A 17758-nucleotide genomic window follows, 5' to 3' on the forward strand; every position below is an offset into this window, starting at 1 on the left:
CTTTTCCTGGACCTGGGATTGTACCGCAAGAGGAAAAAAACGCGGTTGCGGTTCGTGAGAAACCTTCAATGAGCTCTTTCGACGCCAGTAACCAAATGTCGCCAAAGAGAGCATGTTCTCCCGGCAATATGATGATTGCGTCAGGCCGCTACTCTCCCATGAGCGGATGTGTTCCTGCCAATATTCCTGCTTGGCCGACCGATTCTTGCTATGCTCTGTTTTCATTGTGCCCTCCCGTGGTCTGGTTTGCCACAATGAAACAGATTGTTAACGATATGAAAAGATGGCGTTTGTTGAGCGCTTACTTTCTCCTGGTACTCATAAGCCCTTTCTTTGGGTTAGCTATAATCGACGGTTGCTCCATTTCTGAGCAATTCTATGGAAGCGTCAGCCCCAACATCTCAGGAAGGTAACAACGCGGTGCTGGCAGGGTGTTAAGACCTTCGATGTAGCAAGATTAACCATGATGATCACTGGTTTACCCAGTAAATTATGTTGTTATTGAAAATCAATCTTGCCTCTTTCGTTTGTTTGCAACAGATGGGATCTGTCCCGAATGGCGCTATTTATTAGGTCGATTTATTTATTCGTCAATCACAGTAACCCGTTTTGAAAGGCTATGCGAGTGAGCTCAACTGACGTATTGCAATTCAGTTTCTTTAGCAAGTTTCGCCTATGAGTATCAACCGTATGGCGACTGATAAAAAGTTCATTGCTAATCTGTTGGCTAGACTTTCCCAATGCAATATTTCTTAGAATTTCAAACTCTCTGCTTGTGATATCTAATCGTGTCGATTCCTTGGAATCGTAAATTCTTGAAAAGAAAATCTCCAGTAAATTATCATTCATTATTTTCATTAAAAGTCTTACTGGTAGCACTTTGTTGTTGTCTAATGTGACAATATTGCCAAGAAACAATGAAGGCTTCCCTTCCTGATCTGTTTCAAGAACATAAAGATGCTCAAGTAAATTTACATATTTCCCGTTTTTAACTTTAAATCTGTAATTAAATTGCGTAAAAGTTTTTTTTATATCTGTGGTTCGGGAGAGATTTTCTAGAGAAGTAGATATCTTAGGGTATAGTTTTTCAATCAGAATATTTGCTTCATCTGGGTGAAGGTTTTCAAAAAAAAGGTCGAGACCTTTGCTGAGCACCTCGCTATTCGTATAGCCAGTAACTTTTTCCTGTTGCTTCCCCATAAAATGGTACAACCCCCTAGCGGGCTCTACTACAAAGAAAAATGAGGCTGAGTCGGGCAGAAATTTATCAATCGCAATTTGCTGCTTAATGTGATCCTTGACTATATCATCTGGCACGTAGCCACTTTCAAAGACTTCCTGGCAAGCTTTTACATACTCTCTTACTTTCATCTTCGCTCCTCCACCAGGTTAGAAAATACTCAGTAATGAGTATTTACAGACATGAGGTGCATGGGTCAACATTCTTCTGTGCTTACTGACAATGGAAAGATCAGTCATCTGCAGGAGTGAACAGAAATCAATTGAAATGGAGATGGTAAAATGACTAGTTATTCTGATATTATAGTTGGGGTATGGATGCTACCAGTTGTGACACAACTGATTTTCCCACTTTTGTTATTTGTAGGATTCAGCATCGTGCGTATAGGTAGGGTGATATCAAGCGGCATTTCACGTTAAAATTAATTAGGAAATTGTCCTGCCCAGGATGCAAGTGCACAATATGAAAGATAATATACCGGACAGGGAAATGTTGTCTCAAGAAATCCTTGCGTCTTTTACCGTGGAAAGTGATAATCATGAACTCAAAACCATTCTTGTCGTTCAAGATATTCATCAGTTTTATCAAAAGGATAAAACATATCGCAAAACCTATCGTTTAGGCTCACTTGAAGGAGAATGCGTATATTTAACAGGTGATCCGAATGTTTTTAAATTAGAAACAGGAGCAATTTTAAAGAGAAAGTCGAGATAAGCCCGTCGGATGGTTTTTGAATGAAACCTCCTGCATTTTAAAAAAGATTGGGTCTGTCCCCGATCATTCTTTGTCCAATACTGGCAACAATGCTCTTTTAAACAAATGTACATAACCCACCACAGGATTTCGTGGCATTCTACCATGCAATGAAGCCCCAGCTTTGTTTTTCATGCAGGGGCTTTGATTTTTTAGGCTCTGCTTTGTCTGCTGGGTTTGTTTAGATATGGGGGGAAATCAAACTATCTTTCCAATCACAATTGAGCGAAGCGGAGTCAGAACATTATTGATGAACGTCCCTGCGTCACGTAGCCGGAAAAATTTTGATTATATTAGCAAGACTAAGGTTTCCTCAATGACTCTTCTTGGAAACTTGAGATGTCTATTGAATCAAGGAAGTTCTGTTTTTCAAATTCCTAACAGGAAAAATGCAGTCTTCGACTGTAGATAGTCCATGAACTTATTTGCCTTAGTCGTGGGAAAACATAGTTGACCTTATTCCTGAAGTTCTCTCAACAGAGAAGGGAGCGAGACAATAGCGCTGACCTTGGCAATCGAGATCGGCGTTGGGGTAGATTAAATTTTCTGATGGTGCCAAAAAGATATAACAACCTGTTTTAAAATATTCCATTTCGGCATATGTCCCCGGTATCAAATCAAAAAGGAACAACCTCAAATCAACAGGGGACATGGAGTCAACCATCAGATGGCTTGCAGGGGCCGTAACCGGCTAGTGATGCGGGCCGACATTTCAGGTGCGTTCCTGGGCATCCAAACACGCTCTGCGTCTCCGACGATCACCAGCAATTCGCTGACTATCCCGGAGTCAATGGGGGTATTCGATATCGACTCGATCATGCTGATCGCACTCATCAAGCAGATACCCACCGAAGGCTTGTTCTTCTCAGGCAACGATATCCGCCAGTCGACGAAGATTTACATCGGACCCGGTCTTATACAAAAGGCTAGGGGCCTATTTTTATGATCACCTGAAAAAGCCAATTTTTATCACCTATCACCCTTCACAATTACTCTGCGCCAGTCGTCACTCGCCCGCGCTCTCTCCCAGCATCTTGCGATCCAGGCTGCCAACAACCGTAGTGAGAGTGGCATAGCTCCTGAGAATCTTGTTGTGATGTTCACTCTGGGAGATAGGGCCAAATACATACCTGCATGTCAGGAGATTACCCTTTGCTCTCCACGTTCTTCCGCTCCGTTCGTTCCATGGCCAGTCTTTGAGCCGTCTCGCCCGGCAGACCCGTGCGACGGGCTAGCAAGCTGTAGGCCACCGGAACGATGAGCATGGTGAAAAACGTTGCTGCCAGCACCCCAACCAACACCACAATGCCGATGACCATACGCGTCTCGGCTCCCGCTCCGGAGGAGAGAATCAGCGGTACCGCCCCGGCGGCGGTGGTGATGCCGGTCATCACTATAGGCCGCAAACGGATCTCGGCACCGTAGAGCACCGCCCGGCTAAACGACATACGCTGTCTGCGGAGTTGATTGATAAACTCGACAATGAGAATGCCATTCTTGGCGGCTAGACCCACCAGCATCACGAGGCCGATCTGGCTGTAGAGATTAAGGGTGTTGCTAGTGAGATAAAGACCAAACAGCCCGCCAGCCATGGCCAGGGGAACAGTCAGCATGATAATCAATGGATTCAGCCAGCTTTCGAACTGGGCCGCCAGCACTAGAAACACCACGACGATTCCTAGCACAAAAATAAAGACGATCGACTGCGAGGAACTCTGGTAATCCTGGGATATGCCCTTGTAGTCGATGATCACCTGTTCAGGCAGATGTTTTTTTGACAGGTCCTGTAGATACCCGAGGGCTTGGCCAAGAGCTAAACCGTCGGCGAGGTTTGCCTCGAGGGTGATGGCCCGTACCCGGTTGTAACGGTTAAGCGAACTCGAATCGGCGAATTCTGAAAGGCTGACAATGTTGGCCAGGGGCACCAGTTCTCCTGAGCTAACGGAACGGACATAGATCGCTGCAAGATCCACAGGGGAGCGTTGTTTGTCGCGCTCCCCTTCCACAATGACATCATACTCCTCACCTTCCTCAAGAAAGGTGGTGATCCGGCGCGAGCCGAGCATGGTCTCAAGGGTTCTGCCGATGGCGCCGACAGTGACGCCGAGATCTGCCGCACGGTCGTAATCGATGGTTACCCGCAACTGTGGCTTGGTTTCCTTATAGTCCCAATCCAGACCCGTCAGGCCCGGATTGTCGGCCTCTATCTTCTCCACCAGAATGTCACGCCAGCGGACGAGTTCCTCATAGGTGCCGCCGCCGATCACGAACTGCACAGGTTTTTGAATCGATGAGCCAAACCCCTGGCGCATCACGGGAAAGGCAGCCACCCCCGGAAGTCCGGCCAAGCGGCCACGGACCTCGTCCATGATTGTCCAGGCGGAGCGGCGTCGGTCATAGTCGTTGAGGACGATGATGACGATGCCGGAGTTGAAACTGGAAATGGTGCCAAAGCCCCGGGGCGTCCGGACCAGTAGCCGGGTCACCTCACCGGCGTCTACGAAGTCCAGCAATCTGCGCTCGATCTCGTCCATGTACTCGGCCATGTACTGATAGGTCGCGCCCTCTGGGCCGTTGACAATGACGAAGAACGCCCCCCGGTCCTCTTTCGGGGCATACTCACTGGGAATTTTGCTTGTCAGCCAGCCACTTCCTGCCAGCAGAAGGATGAAGGTGATGATGAGCGGGGCCGGTCGCCGGATGCACCAGGCGAGTATTCTCCGGTAGAGCCGGCGAACGCCTCGATAGAACCGGTCGATCCGGGGTTTGCCCTGCGGACCTGGCGCAGTTCTTTTAAGGATCAGCGAAGAGAGCATCGGTGAAAGACTCAAGGCCACCAGCGAGGAAAAACAGACCGCCGCGGCCATGGTCAGGGCAAACTCGGAGAACAACCGGCCGACATCTCCCTGGAGAAAGGCAATCGGCACAAACACCGCCACCAGCACCAGGGTGGTGGCAATTACCGCAAAACCGACCTGTCGGGTGCCCTCGAAGGCGGCAACCAGGGGTGTCTCCCTTCGCTCATCGATCCGCCGGTGGATGTTTTCGAGGACCACGATGGAGTCGTCAACCAGCAAGCCGATGGCCAGGACCAGGGCCAGCAGGGTCAGCAGATTGACGGAAAAGCCAAAGCCGTTCAAGGCGATGAAGGTGGCGACGATCGAGACCGGCACGGTGACCGCCGGTACCAGGGTCGCCCGTACGCTGCCAAGGAAAAGGAAAATGACCAGCACCACCAGGCCGATGGCGATGGCCAGGGTTTTATAGACTTCCAGGATGGCCTCCTCGATGAAGACCGAGGTGTCGTAGCTCTGCTTTATTTCCATACCCTGGGGCAGGGTCGGGTTGAGTCTTGCCATCTCCGCCTTGGCGCTGCGAGCCACATCGATGGTGTTGGCAGTGGACTGTTTAATGATCCCCAGCCCGACCATGGCCTCACCGTTACCGCGAAAAAAAGTGCGGTTCTCCTCGGTTCCCCGCTCGACCCGGGCAATCTCGCCAAGACGAATCAGGTCGCCATTGTCGCCTCTGGCAACTACCAGTCTGGAGAAATCGGCTGCAGTGTGGAAATTGCGTTCCAGGCGGACGGTAAATCCACGGGTTGCCGATTCGATGGTGCCTGCAGGGACCTCGATATTTTCTGCCCGCAGCGCCAGCTCGACATCCACCACGGTGATGTCCCTGGCGGCCATTGCCGATCGGTCGAGCCATACCCGCATGGCAAAGTTCTGGCCGCCGCCGATCCGTACTCTTGACACCCCCGAAAGCACTGAAAACCTATCGACCAGATAGCGGTCGGCATAATCGGTGAGTTCAGGGACGCTCAGTCGGTCGCTGACCAGGTTGAACCACATGATCACGTCGTCGTTGCTGTCCACTTTCTGGATCTCAGGCGGGTCGGCCTCATCCGGCAGATCGTCGAAAATGGCCGAGACCCGGTCACGGATATCGTTGGTGGCACCGTCAATGTCCCGCTCTGTGCTGAATTCGACGGTGACCGTCGATCTGCCATCGGTGCTCGCCGACTCGATGGAGCGGATACCCTCAACGCCGGCGATTCGCTCCTCGATAAGCTGAGTGATCTGGGTCTCCACCACGTTGGCTGAGGCACCGGGATAATCGGTTTCTACAGTCACCACCGGAGGGTCGATATCCGGATACTCCCTCAAGGGCAGACGGGAGAAACTCACCAGGCCGAATACCACCAGCAGAATTGACAGCACCGAGGCAAAGACTGGACGCTTGACGGAAAGATCGGAGAGAATCATGGCGTTGCCTGCAACTGCTGCTTGTTCAGCAGTTCCTCCAGCGGGAGGGTTCCGTCGTCAATGGCCTGGATGATGACCTGCTGACCTGGACGCACCTTGAGGGTGCCGTGGGTAATGACCAGGGCACCGGGATCCAGACCAGCTCTAATTTCCACTCGCCCGTCGCGGCGCTGACCGATTGCCACCTCCTTGGTCACCACTGTTGATTGCTCTCCTTGCTGCTCGACCAGCAATACCGAGTTGACGCTGCCGCGGGGAATGAGCGCCTCTTCCGGCACGGTCAGCGACGTACGGGGATTTTTCAACAACGTGACGTTCATCAGCATCCCCGGACGTAGTGTGCCATCTCCATTGTCCAGCAGGGCCCGGACCACCACCGATCGGGTGACCGGGTCGATGCGGCTGCCGACACTACTCACCGTGCCGGCAAAAATCCGCTCAACAAATGCCGGACTGCGGGCCTCCACTGCGATACCTGGCCTCAGGGCTGCCAGATGAATGGCTGGCACGCTGAAATCAAGCTTCATCTGACTCAAGTCATCAAGCGTAGTTATCACATCGCCTGGCTCAATAAGTGCGCCCACGCTAATCGTGCGCAGGCCGACTACCCCGGCAAAGGGCGCGAGGATCAGCCGGTCCTTGAGACGCGATTCGATGGCCCGCAGGCGTGCCTTGGCCGCGGCCAATTCCCGTTCACGCAGATCAAGCTGAGCCGGTGCCGCCACCCCTAGGCGAACCAATGGCAGCTCTCTATCGTACTGTTTCTGGGCCTCGGCGACATTGGAGAGTTCCTCTTCCAATTGGGCATGTTCCTCGAGACTGGTCATTTCCGCCAGAATATCGCCCTTGGCCACCCGTTGGCCATCTTCGAAGTGAATGGCAGTGAGGGTGTCGGTCACCGTCGAAGTGATATCCACCGTCTCATTCGCCCGCAGGCTGCCCAATAATTCCAGCCGATCAATCAGTGGTTCACTACGGGCTTTAGCAACGATCACTCCCAGGGGTTGTCTGGCTTCGGTGCTTGCCACAACCAGAAAAAGAACACCAAGGATCAAGATACGACAGGGAAATGAGAGGGTCATATGCTTTATCGCTCCTTCCATGGTTATTACTCCGAAGTGGCTAAACCATGTCAAACACAGGGAGTTAATTTCCTTTAGGTAACCCCCCGGCTTTGCCGGGGGACACCAAAAGTTTGACGGTTCCTGAAAAATGAAGAAGCCTCCGCTCCCGTGGACCGCTCAAAGTCACAAGAAGGAGGCTTCATGAGCAACACACAATGTTTAAGCCACTCGAGGTGGGAACGCAAGTACCACGTCGTGTGGATACCGAAGTGTCGAAAGAAAACGCTTTATGGCCGGCTACGAAAGAACCTTGGTGAGGTACTGCATGAGCTGGCTCGGCAGAAGGAGAGCAAGGTATTGGAAGGGCATCTGAAGCCAGACCATGTTCACATGCTGATCTCAATACCGCCCAAATATGCGATGTCGCAAGTAGTTGGGTATATGAAGGGAAAGAGCGCAATACACATTGCGCGCAACTACCTTGGGCAGAAATAGAACTACAGTGGGATGCACTTCTGGGCACGAGGCTATTTTGTCTCAACTGTGGGCACCGACGAGGAGGTTGTTCGAGCATACATCCGAGAGCAGGAAAAGGAGGATCAGCGCGTCGATCAACTATCGCTCTTTAAATAGGCCACCACCCACTGGTGGTCAGTAGATCTGTTTAACATACCGCTTTGAGCGGTCCATAATATAAAGCTACCGGCTTTGCCGGTGGATACTTACTCGTCACTATGAGGGGGCATGAGATGTGCAAATATTACAAAAATGTTATAAAAAATTATATTGACATGGGTAAATTAAGCGAATAATCAGTGGATTGATCAGTATGTATTTTGAGCCGTTGGTATGACAAAATGGCTCATTGTCCAAGTACTTTCGATTTCTTTTGTGTGGCGCTGCATGTGGGCGCATATGCATGTTGGGAATGATTTAACCCAGGACGCTCATGAAAAGCAGGAAGAACCTCAATGCCGCCATGCGTAAACCCGAGATACTCGAAGGGTATTACAATGTGCTTATCCGTGAGGGATTGGAAAATGCTTCAATAAGCAAGATTGCCAAAGAACTGGGAATACACACCAGTCTTATCTTCCATTATTTTCAAAGCAAGGAAAACCTGACATTTGAACTCGTCCGACTGATGATCGAAAAGTTCAAGTCGGTGCATCTCCTGAGTTTTGAGCATATCGAAGATCCCCAGCAGCGTTATCGGGCGCTGCTTGACCTGATTTTCTCTCTGCAATGGTCACGCACTGTCGATCCTGGGGTCCATTTCGGTTTTTATTACCAAAGCTTTCGTGACCAGCGGACGCTCGAGCATCTGCGTGAGATGTTTGCATGGCTTCGAGATTATCTGGAAGGCCAACTCAAGGTGTTCAACGAGCATGGGATTATCAAGGTGGGCAATCCGAGAATGGCTGCGGACTATATAGTGACGCTGATGGAGGGGATGGAATTTCATGCGCAGTTTTTGGCGGAAGACCAGCCGTTTGAGAATTTTGCTGGAGGAGTGAAGGCGTCGGTACATCAGTTGCTGACCTCAGGCGCGTTTTGAGAAAGAGTATTTTTGCTAATAAATATATTGATCAATCAGTTAATAAGTAGACCTGCCACAGTAACCTGTGGAGGATCTGCAGGGAGAGGCGGCAAACAGGAAGAGAGCTTGAGCCGCTGCAAGCGAACTGATTCGGAGATAATTGACATAGATCAGCTTGTATCTTTCTGCATTTTGAAAGACCTGAAACATCGTTCTATATGAGCGGCAATGCGTGCGAATACATCGCTCGAAGGTTATAACTCAATGAGAGAGGCGTAACATCATGACATTGGAATCGGCAACTTCCACGATGACCACAAAACCATGTGACCGCGACGTTCAGCTTGCCTGGCGGGAAGCACAGCGGATGATTGACCTGATCTCCACCCCGGAGGCTGAGGTCAGCGAACAGGATCGGAAATGGATCGCCCAGACCACATACCAGAATTTCGCCAATCATATCAATAAGGGCTTTCTGGAGTACCGCAAGTCGGTGACTGAAACCTCCGATTTCTCCCTTACGGACTGGTACGGCGAAGGTTCCATTATGCGTGACGTTTTGGGACGTGAATTCATCGATATGCTTGGAGGGTTCGGCCTGTACTCACACGGCATAAGGCATCCGAAGATCGTCGCTGCCGCCAAGGCCCAATTGGACCGCAGCCCGCAATATAGCCAGGAGATGCTTGACCCGATGCGTGCACATCTTGCTAAGGTCATTGCTAACCTGACTCCCGGGGACATTCAGTATGGCTTCTTTGCTAACAGCGGTACTGAGGCTGTTGAGGGAGCCATGAAGCTGGCCAAGCTCTACACGGGAAGAAAAGGGTTCATATCCACCCTCAGTGGGTTTCACGGCAAGACGCTAGGCTCACTTTCGCTGATAGGCAAATCGGTCTACCGTGAACCGCTGCTGCCTTTGCTGGAAGGGGTACGGCAGGTGCCTTTCGGTGATGCAGATGCTGTAGAAATGGTGCTGCATGCAGCAAAAACGGTTGGCGATGGCATCGCCGGAGTGGTGGTCGAACCTATACAGGGCGAGGCCGGTGCTGTGGTCCCACCGGATGATTATTGGCCGCGCTTGCGTGAGTTGTGTGACAAGTACGATACGCTGTTGATTGCCGATGAGGTGCAGACTGGTTTTGGTCGTACCGGCAAGATATTCGGCGTCGATCACTGGGATGTCACTCCCGACATCATGTGCTTTGGTAAGGCGCTGGGCGGTGGTGTAGTGGCGATGTCCGGGTTCTTTTCCACCGCAAAGATCTGGAAGTGCCTCGAGCCAAACCCATTCATGCATACCACCACCACCGGCGGTAATCCTCTTGCCTGTGCTGCAGCGATGGCCGGTATTACCGTCATGCTTGAGGAGGACCTGCCGCGGCAGGCTGCTGAAAAGGGGGAGTACCTCATTGGACGGTTTATAGAGCTCAAGGAAAAATACCCGCATATACTCCAGGATTTTCGTGGCAAAGGATTACTGCTTGCCATGATCTTCCCGACCGATGAGATCGGCTACAAGGTGGCTGCCGGGCTGTTCAGCCGCCGGGTATTGACCGCAGGAACACTGACTAACGCACGCTCCATCAGAATTGAACCTGCGTTGACTGTATCGTATGAAATTCTCGATGAGATGCTGCGCCGGGTTGACGACACAATGGCAAATATCGTTTTCTAAAAAATGTTTCGAGTATTGGCCCTGTGTCAGTCTGCTCAGACCCGGCGAAAGCCAATGTGCTTGAACCTGGATCGCAACGGACACGGCAAAAATCGGTTCCAGTGTAAATCGTGAAAAACACGGAGGAGAAAATATGAGAATTTTGCGGGTAAATATGACGGATTTACGTGTCTGGACAGAGCCTGTTCCTGAGAAGTATCGGGAATTGGGGGGACGCGGCTTGACGTCAACGTTCGTCAATGATGAAGTGCCGGCAACCTGTGATCCATTGGGGCCGGAAAATAAACTTATCTTCGCTCCAGGGTATTTTACCGGGACACCGTTGGTTAATACCAGTCGGCTGTCGGTTGGCGGTAAGAGTCCACTTACCGGTGGCATCAAGGAGAGCAATGTTGGTGGCACCGTAGCCTTTGCGCTGGCGAAACTTGGTATTACTGCAGTGGTTGTCGAGGGGAAGGTGGCTGATGCGGCAATGAGCTACCTGCTCAACATCAATCTGGAGGGCCAAGCCGAGCTGCAGGATTGTTCATGCTATCGCGGGATGCGTACCTACGCTTTGGTTAACGAGCTTAAAAAGGCGTTTGGCGACAAAAAGAGTATTACCTGCATCGGACCAGCGGGAGAAATGCAACTGCTTGCTGCTTCGATACAGTCTACTGATCTGGATGGCAGGCCTTGCCGGGCAGCGGGACGGGGAGGACTGGGGGCGGTGATGGGTGCCAAAGGCCTGAAGGCGGTGGTGGTCGACCGAGGTGGCAAAGATTCGGGTGAACTCGCTGACCCGGATACTTTCAGGAACGCTGCCAAGGCGTATGCCAAGGCTGTGAAGGATGACGAGTTCAGTGGCCAGATCCTTCCTGAACTCGGAACTGCTGTGCTGGTGGAGCCGATCAATGCTGCCGGCGCATTTCCGACCTGCAATGCCAGAAACGGACAGTTCGCCGGTGCAGAGAAGATCAGCGGCGAAAGCCTGGCGGCGATGATTAAGGAGCGTGGCGGCCAGACCACTCATAAAGGCTGTGCGCAGTGTATTATCGATTGTTCAAATGTCGTGGTTGATAAAAAGGGTGATTATGTAACCTCCTCTCTGGAGTATGAGACCATCTGGTCGATGGGGGGAATGATTGGTAATGATGATCTTGATGCCATTGCCAGGCTCGATTTCCTCTGTGATGATATCGGCCTGGATACGATGAGTACCGGGGTTGCTATCGGTATCGCCATGGATGCAGGGTACCGGCAGTTTGGTGACGGAGCGGCCGCCATCGCTTTGGTAGAGGAGGTTGCCACTGGATCAGAGATTGGCCGGGTGATCGGCAACGGACCTGATGCAGTTGGCAAGTATTTCAAGCATGACCGGGTGCCGACAGTAAAAGGGCAATCGATCGCAGCGTACGATCCGCGTGCGCTCCAGGGTATGGCTGTAACCTATGCTACCACTCCGATGGGAGGTGATCATACCGCCGGTTGGGTTGTTGCCCAGAATCTCGAAGCGTTTGGTGGCACGATCAATCCTCACGAGGCAAAAGGACAGGTCGAGCTGTCACGCGGATCGCAGATTCATATGGCGGCTGTGGACAGTGTAGGTATCTGCGACTTTGCGCAATCCGGTCTGGCCACCCCGGAGGGCATGGAGAACGTGCGGAAGATGTATGCTGCGAAAACAGGTAAGCCATTTTCGGAAGAACGCTGGCCGGAGCTGGGTGAGTCTGTGCTGAAAGCCGAGCGGGAATTTAATCGCAGGGCCGGATTCACGGCTAAGGACGACCGGTTGCCATCCATGTTCTATTCCGAACCCCTTCCCCCATACAACGTGGTGGTGAAAGTGACAAACGAAGAGATGGAAAACACGTTCTCGTTTTAGGTTGCCAATGGAGGTGCTGGTCAAATTGCTGGGTATCCTGCCTTCGTATTATCCTCAGGAGTATCCGGAGGCAGGAATTCGGCTCGAGTTGCCGGGTACGGCGACCGTTGCCGACGCAGTGAAAGCGCTTGGCATACCAGTTGAGCGAGTGGCCATCGTGACCATCAATGACACTCTGGCAAGTACGAGTGACCAGATTCCTGAGAACGGGACCATCAAACTCATGCACAGACTTGTTGGTGGGTAATCGGGTTTTGCTAGGCAGTGGTTGCGGGGCCAATGTTTAATCGGCTGATTCGGGGCTGGTCGGATTCTTTTGGTGAAATTCCCAGCGGGCAAATTGATGGAGGGTGACGCTGGACACTCCCGCAAGACGAGCGTGGTCAATGTTAAATAGGTCTTGCCTGTGGGTTGGTAACTCCTCCGGAAGTATTGCGCAGCTAGGTGATGCGAAAGATTGCCAGGATGTCTCACCAAAAATGCTATCGATCAGGTGGCGATGGGGGGAAGCTCGTTAACCGCAATGAAGAAGGCTGAATGATTTCAGACAAGGAGGGTGCCAGACAATAAGCTGCGCTGGGCAAGGGCCCCCTGGTGTATGACGAGGTAGAAAGTGCATCTGAGGAGGGATGAGTTGTCGAGTTCTTTCCTGGCGTAAATGAAAATAAATTGCATAAACGTAATAATAATTTGCTGAAAATTGCAAACTTGTAGTGTCGGAAGTGCGGGAATATATTTATAGATCAGTCAATCAATTGATATTTCATTGAAAAATTCTTTGTCTGATTTGGCACAGCCCTTGCTTTACTTCTGTTATTTCAAATGGTTCGAGCAGCAAAATCTGTCATGTTTGTGTAACGGGAAGGTGCTGCCGGGATAGCAGTATGGAGTTATCAGGTTGGAGTTGTATGCATCTGCACTGTGCTTTTATTGATAACTGGCAACTATCGGGAAAGTGTACCGGGGTCGTCAGCTGATTACCACATATCGAGTTCGGAGCTTTACCTATCGGGATTTTCAGGGAGAGGTTTATGGAAGCAGCAAAAAACAAAGAGTTACGGTTGGAAAATATATGTAAAAGTTACGGTGAGGTGAAGGCTGTCAACAAGGTCTCTCTCACTGTTCCAGCCGGTACGTTTTTTACGCTCTTGGGACCTTCCGGGTGCGGTAAGACGACACTGCTCCGGATGATTGCCGGCCTGGATATTCAGGATTCCGGGAGGGTTCTTCTGGGCGAGAAGGATATATCTACATTGCCGGCAACGCAAAGGCATATCAATACGGTATTCCAGAGCTATGCTCTGTTTCCCCATCTCTCTATTTACGAAAATGTCGCGTTTGGCCTCAAGGCGCGAAAATTTCCTGCATCGGAAATCAAAAAGCGGGTTGAACCACGTCTTGAATTGCTCGGTCTGGTAGAAATGCGTGACAGGCGTCCTCACCAGCTCTCCGGCGGGCAAAAGCAAAGGGTTGCCCTGGCCCGGGCACTGGTGAATGAACCTGACGTATTGCTGCTTGATGAACCAATGTCCGCCCTTGATGCGAAATTACGTTCTGAACTGCAGGTTGAGCTACGCAAGCTCCAACGGAAGTTGGGGCAGACCTTTATTCTTGTAACGCACGATCAGGACGAGGCACTGGTTGTCTCAGACACCATTGCAGTAATGCGTAACGGTGTGGTTGTTCAGTCTGGAACTCCGGAGGAGGTATATGACTTTCCCAAATCGCGTTTTGTGGCCGAATTTCTTGGGGCAGCCAATCTCCTGGAAGGGACCTGCGAAGGCGGAATCTTTCGCTCTGAGGTTGGTAGTTTCACGCTGAAAAACGCTCCAGCCTGGCGGCAAGGAACAGTCGCTGTGCGCCCTGAATGGCTGCGAATCCACGAAGTGCAGCCTGAGGTTAATGGGTTCCCTGCGCAGGTGCGGGAAGTCATATACAGAGGGACCGATTTTGATATCTGGTGCGATCCTGGCCCTATCAGGGTTCGGTCAAATACCTATAAACATTTTCGAGTGGGGGACCGGATCTGGCTGCAGGCAGTGCCTGAAGATCTGGTGGCTCTCGATGCATAAGGTCATCATCTGGTATGGCGAGTTGACCTCGGTGAGGTCTCTGCTGCGGCGGGGGCTGCTGTTTCTTTCCCCCGGGATGGCCTGGCTCATGGTGTTTCTCGTCATCCCCGGTCTGGCATTGGTCGCGGTGAGTTTTACTACCCGTGGTGCCTATGGGGAGCTGGTGTGGACCTTCAGTCTTGAGAACTACAGTCGTCTGGCCGGATTCGGTATGTTTGGCTGGACTTCGGACTATCTGTTGATCATCGGGCGCTCGATTCTGGTGGCGTCGGTTACTTGTGCAGTCGCTGTACTGCTAAGTTATCCGCTCTGTTTCTTTATTGCTGCAAGGCCATTGCGGACCCGTTACCTCTGGCTGACCATGCTGGTCATTCCTTTCTGGACTAATATGGTCATTCGCAGTTACGCCTGGTTCCTGATTCTTGCACCTGAACTGCCCCTGGCCAAATTTGCGGCTATGCTCGGGATCGTTGCACCTGGGTCACCGCTTTATCCAAGCGCGTTTGCTGTCTACCTTGGCATGGTGTCACTGTATCTGCCATTTGTGGCCCTGCCCCTGTTTGCCAGTGTTGAGAAGCTGGACTGGACCCTTGTTGAGGCAGCTCAGGACCTTTACGCTTCTCGCACCATGATTTTTTTCCACGCCATCCTGCCCCAGACGCTGCCTGGACTCTCGGTTGGAGTGATTCTCACCTTTGTTCCGGCAATGGGGATGTTTGTCGTACCGGATCTGCTTGGCGGTGCAAAGTACATGCTGGTGGGCAATCTTGTCCAGCAGCAGTTCAGCTCAAGCCGGGACTGGTCGTTTGGTGCTGCCATATCCATGGGGCTCATGGCGCTGACCATGTGTAGCCTCTATTTTTATCGGAAAAAAAGTAATGGAGGGCAGGTACTGTGAAAAAAACTGGAACAATAACGACCTGCCTTGCACTCTGTACCATTGCATTTCTGTATCTTCCCCTCATGGCCGTTGCCTTTTTCTCTGTAAACAATGCCAAATATGGCCTGGTCTGGAAGGGGTTCACCCTCGACTGGTACATCAAGCTGCTGCATAACGAGGTCATTCTTGATGCCGCAGTGAATACGATCGAGCTGGCTGTTATCTCCACTCTGGTGTCCACGATTCTGGGAACCATTTTGGCAATTGGTCTTGACCGTTTCCCATGGTCCAAACGATCGGCGACCGGGCTCGACATGGTGCTTCATTTGCCTGTCGTTATCCCGGATATCATCCTGGCGGCGGCACTGGTTGTTGCTTTTGGTCTATTGCGGCTGGTTTCATCCTGGTTTGAACCGGGCATGCTGAATATGGTCATCGGTCACATTACTTTCCAGATTGCCTTCGTGGCGCTCGTCGTGCGAAGCCGTCTTAACGCTGTTGGCGTCGATCTCGAGGAAGCAGCCCGCGATCTATATGCTTCAACCCCCTACCTTATTCGACATGTCACTCTGCCGCTGATCATGCCGGGGGTGGTTGCTGGGGCGATGCTGGCATTCACCCTGTCTCTTGATGATTTTGTCATCAGCTTTTTCACGGCTGGAACTGATTCGGCAACCCTGCCAATTTTTATTTATGCAGCGGTCAGGCGTACGGTCACACCGGAAATTCACGCGCTTTCCACTTTGGTATTGCTGGCAACGGTGGTGCTGGTCGTCGCCACCGAGAGGATCAGCCGCAGATCGCAACAGGCTTGATCGGAACGTATTGGAGGAACTCTTTAAATGCGCCGTTATATCGGCACTCACACGTAGTCAACCAACTGAAAAGGAGAGGGAACATGAAAAAGATATTTGCACTGCTGGTTCTACTACTGGGCGGGCTGAGCAACACCATCGCTTTAGCCCAGGAAGAGCTGCACGTCTTCATCTGGTCGGAGTACATGGATGAGGCGAAGATGTCGCAGGATTTTGAGGCGGCAACTGGGATCAAGGTCAAAATCGACCGCTATGAATCCAACGAGGATATGATTGCCAAGCTGCAGGCGGGCGGCGTGAGACAATACGATATCATCGTTCCCTCCGACTTTGTGATGCCAAGTCTTATTCATCTTGGGCTGATCCAGAAACTTGATCATAGCAAGATTCCGAACCTGCACAATCTGAGTAAAAAATTTAAGACAGCGGATTATGATCCCGGGAACGTCTATTCTGTCGGCTATCAGTGGGGAACGGTCGGGCTTATGTACAATAAAGAAAAGATCAGCGACGCCGATGTTGCTTCGTGGTCAATCCTTTTTGACCCGGCTAAAAAACCTGGTAATTTCTACCTGATCGATTCTGTCCGTGAAATGATGGGTATCGCTTTGGATGCTCTTGGCTACGACTTCAATTCCACCAAACCTGAAGAGTTGAAGGCCGCTGTTGACCTGCTGGTGGCAACCAAAAAGCGTTCTGGCTGCATGGGATTCAAAGGTGGTGTTGGCGGTAAGAATGATGTTGTTGCTGGTGTGGCTAATGCTGCAATCGTTTATAACGGAGATGCCATTCAGGCAATTGCAGATGCGCCTGACAAATTCGGATTCATTGTTCCAAAAGAAGGGAGTGTAATCTGGATCGATTCGATGTGCATTCCCGCAGAGGCCCCGAATGTTGCGGCCGCACACAAGTGGATCAACTGGATCCTTGAGCCGCAAGTAGGAGCGGAACTTTCCAATTATAACCATTATGCTTCTCCTAACGAGGCGTCGATCCCATATCTCGATAAGGCCGACCTGGCTAATCCCGGTGTGTGGCCGCCTTCGGAGACCATGGCGAGCCTGAGCTTTGCCAAAGACCTTGGTGACCAGATGAAGATGATCGATCAGGCATGGACTATGGTGAAATCGAAGTAAGTTCTTGATGAAACCAGGGTTTCAAGATTCGAAGGTGAGGTGTAGAGGGAGGTGTAGGGAGAAACAGTAAAAAATGGTTCTTTTTGCTCCAAAGGATTGAAGTAGAAGTAGCTCTACTGAAAAGCCACCTACTGTAGCATCACTCCTCACTCTCGCAAGTTGAGGATGAAGGGGATCAGAAAATTTTCGTCGTCGTCCGCATGGGGACAGTAGCTCCATTCGGACGGCATACTTTTTGAGAGGGGGCCTGTCATGTGTGTATCTTATTGAGGGCCCCATTCTTACATGTTGATGGTTCTTTCTTGCCCTGTCAGAGATGTTAGGCAAAGTGGTAAATACCACACTAAACTTGTTCAGGTGGGAATCGAGGTTTCCGTCGCCAATAAAAATAGATAGGCCAAATATCCAAGTGGAGTTCCTGAATATACGTAAAGAAGCCTGATATTTC

The 17758-nt window shown here is 51.2% G+C and carries 14 protein-coding genes and 1 pseudogene; 11 read left to right on the top strand and 4 right to left on the bottom strand.

What is annotated here, in order from left to right:
- Together tnpA (BUF15_RS18910) and BUF15_RS18915 are read right to left on the bottom strand one after the other, a co-directional pair.
- The coding region (gene tnpA / locus BUF15_RS18910; RefSeq protein ID WP_327021878.1) for an IS66 family insertion sequence element accessory protein TnpA at window positions 1–225 on the bottom strand (225 nt) is incomplete at its 3' end.
- A gap of 369 nt (window positions 226–594) precedes the next feature.
- Window positions 595–1371: a LuxR C-terminal-related transcriptional regulator gene (locus BUF15_RS18915; protein ID WP_073615283.1), complete on the bottom strand. Its 777-nt coding sequence runs from the start codon at window positions 1369–1371 to the stop codon at window positions 595–597.
- A gap of 331 nt (window positions 1372–1702) precedes the next feature.
- Here BUF15_RS18915 and BUF15_RS18920 point away from each other — a divergent pair, with 331 nt between their 5' ends.
- Window positions 1703–1954: a hypothetical protein gene (locus BUF15_RS18920; protein WP_143170781.1), complete on the top strand. Its 252-nt coding sequence runs from the start codon at window positions 1703–1705 to the stop codon at window positions 1952–1954.
- A 706-nt stretch (window positions 1955–2660) separates the two neighbouring features.
- Complete coding sequence (locus BUF15_RS18925) at window positions 2661–2939, top strand: hypothetical protein (protein WP_073615285.1); 279 nt, start codon at window positions 2661–2663, stop codon at window positions 2937–2939.
- Between the two features lie 199 nt (window positions 2940–3138).
- Here BUF15_RS18925 and BUF15_RS18930 read toward each other — a convergent pair whose 3' ends face one another.
- Window positions 3139–6261, bottom strand: a complete 3123-nt coding sequence (locus BUF15_RS18930) for an efflux RND transporter permease subunit (RefSeq protein WP_073615286.1) — start codon at window positions 6259–6261, stop codon at window positions 3139–3141.
- Window positions 6258–7364: an efflux RND transporter periplasmic adaptor subunit gene (locus BUF15_RS18935; protein WP_143170782.1), complete on the bottom strand. Its 1107-nt coding sequence runs from the start codon at window positions 7362–7364 to the stop codon at window positions 6258–6260. Before BUF15_RS18935 ends, BUF15_RS18930 begins: the two co-directional genes overlap by 4 nt.
- A 162-nt stretch (window positions 7365–7526) precedes the next feature.
- On the opposite strand from BUF15_RS18935, the pseudogene tnpA (BUF15_RS18940) reads away from it, so the two are divergent.
- The 9 genes and pseudogenes from tnpA (BUF15_RS18940) (at window position 7527) to BUF15_RS18980 (ending at window position 17310) form a co-directional block, all read left to right on the top strand.
- A pseudogene (gene tnpA / locus BUF15_RS18940) lies at window positions 7527–7958 on the top strand (IS200/IS605 family transposase).
- Window positions 7959–8274: 316 nt separating this feature from the next.
- Window positions 8275–8883 (top strand): TetR/AcrR family transcriptional regulator, encoded by a 609-nt coding sequence (locus BUF15_RS18945; RefSeq protein WP_073615287.1) that lies wholly within the window; start codon window positions 8275–8277, stop codon window positions 8881–8883.
- A gap of 265 nt (window positions 8884–9148) precedes the next feature.
- Complete coding sequence (locus BUF15_RS18950) at window positions 9149–10543, top strand: putrescine aminotransferase (RefSeq protein ID WP_200802420.1); 1395 nt, start codon at window positions 9149–9151, stop codon at window positions 10541–10543.
- Between the two features lie 133 nt (window positions 10544–10676).
- Window positions 10677–12407, top strand: coding sequence for an aldehyde ferredoxin oxidoreductase family protein (locus tag BUF15_RS18955; RefSeq protein ID WP_073615288.1), 1731 nt, complete (start codon window positions 10677–10679; stop codon window positions 12405–12407).
- Between the two features lie 7 nt (window positions 12408–12414).
- On the top strand, window positions 12415–12654 hold the full coding sequence (locus BUF15_RS18960; RefSeq protein ID WP_073615289.1) for a ubiquitin family protein: 240 nt from the start codon (window positions 12415–12417) through the stop codon (window positions 12652–12654).
- A gap of 784 nt (window positions 12655–13438) precedes the next feature.
- The gene (locus tag BUF15_RS18965; RefSeq protein WP_073615290.1) at window positions 13439–14479 is read left to right on the top strand and encodes an ABC transporter ATP-binding protein; all 1041 of its coding nucleotides are present in this window, start codon (window positions 13439–13441) and stop codon (window positions 14477–14479) included.
- Window positions 14472–15377, top strand: coding sequence for an ABC transporter permease (locus tag BUF15_RS18970; protein WP_073615291.1), 906 nt, complete (start codon window positions 14472–14474; stop codon window positions 15375–15377). Before BUF15_RS18965 ends, BUF15_RS18970 begins: the two co-directional genes overlap by 8 nt.
- Entirely contained in the window at window positions 15374–16174 is an 801-nt protein-coding gene (locus tag BUF15_RS18975; protein WP_073615292.1) for an ABC transporter permease, read from the top strand. Before BUF15_RS18970 ends, BUF15_RS18975 begins: the two co-directional genes overlap by 4 nt.
- A gap of 83 nt (window positions 16175–16257) precedes the next feature.
- Window positions 16258–17310: a polyamine ABC transporter substrate-binding protein gene (locus tag BUF15_RS18980; RefSeq protein WP_073615293.1), complete on the top strand. Its 1053-nt coding sequence runs from the start codon at window positions 16258–16260 to the stop codon at window positions 17308–17310.
- The last annotated feature ends 448 nt before the right edge of the window (window positions 17311–17758 follow it).

This window comes from Desulfopila aestuarii DSM 18488 (assembly GCF_900143695.1).
Lineage (GTDB): Bacteria > Desulfobacterota > Desulfobulbia > Desulfobulbales > Desulfocapsaceae > Desulfopila > Desulfopila aestuarii.

What these genes read in the sequence shown, in the direction of transcription:
- BUF15_RS18920 (WP_143170781.1), top strand. Translation starts at nt 1,703, where the DNA reads ATGAAAGATAATATACCGGACAGGGAAATGTTGTCTCAAGAAATCCTT.
- BUF15_RS18945 (WP_073615287.1), top strand. Translation starts at nt 8,275, where the DNA reads ATGAAAAGCAGGAAGAACCTCAATGCCGCCATGCGTAAACCCGAGATA.
- BUF15_RS18960 (WP_073615289.1), top strand. Translation starts at nt 12,415, where the DNA reads ATGGAGGTGCTGGTCAAATTGCTGGGTATCCTGCCTTCGTATTATCCT.
- BUF15_RS18980 (WP_073615293.1), top strand. Translation starts at nt 16,258, where the DNA reads ATGAAAAAGATATTTGCACTGCTGGTTCTACTACTGGGCGGGCTGAGC.
- BUF15_RS18950 (WP_200802420.1), top strand. Translation starts at nt 9,149, where the DNA reads ATGACATTGGAATCGGCAACTTCCACGATGACCACAAAACCATGTGAC.
- BUF15_RS18970 (WP_073615291.1), top strand. Translation starts at nt 14,472, where the DNA reads ATGCATAAGGTCATCATCTGGTATGGCGAGTTGACCTCGGTGAGGTCT.
- BUF15_RS18930 (WP_073615286.1), bottom strand. Translation starts at nt 6,261, where the DNA reads ATGATTCTCTCCGATCTTTCCGTCAAGCGTCCAGTCTTTGCCTCGGTG.
- BUF15_RS18965 (WP_073615290.1), top strand. Translation starts at nt 13,439, where the DNA reads ATGGAAGCAGCAAAAAACAAAGAGTTACGGTTGGAAAATATATGTAAA.
- BUF15_RS18935 (WP_143170782.1), bottom strand. Translation starts at nt 7,364, where the DNA reads ATGGAAGGAGCGATAAAGCATATGACCCTCTCATTTCCCTGTCGTATC.
- BUF15_RS18955 (WP_073615288.1), top strand. Translation starts at nt 10,677, where the DNA reads ATGAGAATTTTGCGGGTAAATATGACGGATTTACGTGTCTGGACAGAG.
- BUF15_RS18925 (WP_073615285.1), top strand. Translation starts at nt 2,661, where the DNA reads ATGGCTTGCAGGGGCCGTAACCGGCTAGTGATGCGGGCCGACATTTCA.
- BUF15_RS18915 (WP_073615283.1), bottom strand. Translation starts at nt 1,371, where the DNA reads ATGAAAGTAAGAGAGTATGTAAAAGCTTGCCAGGAAGTCTTTGAAAGT.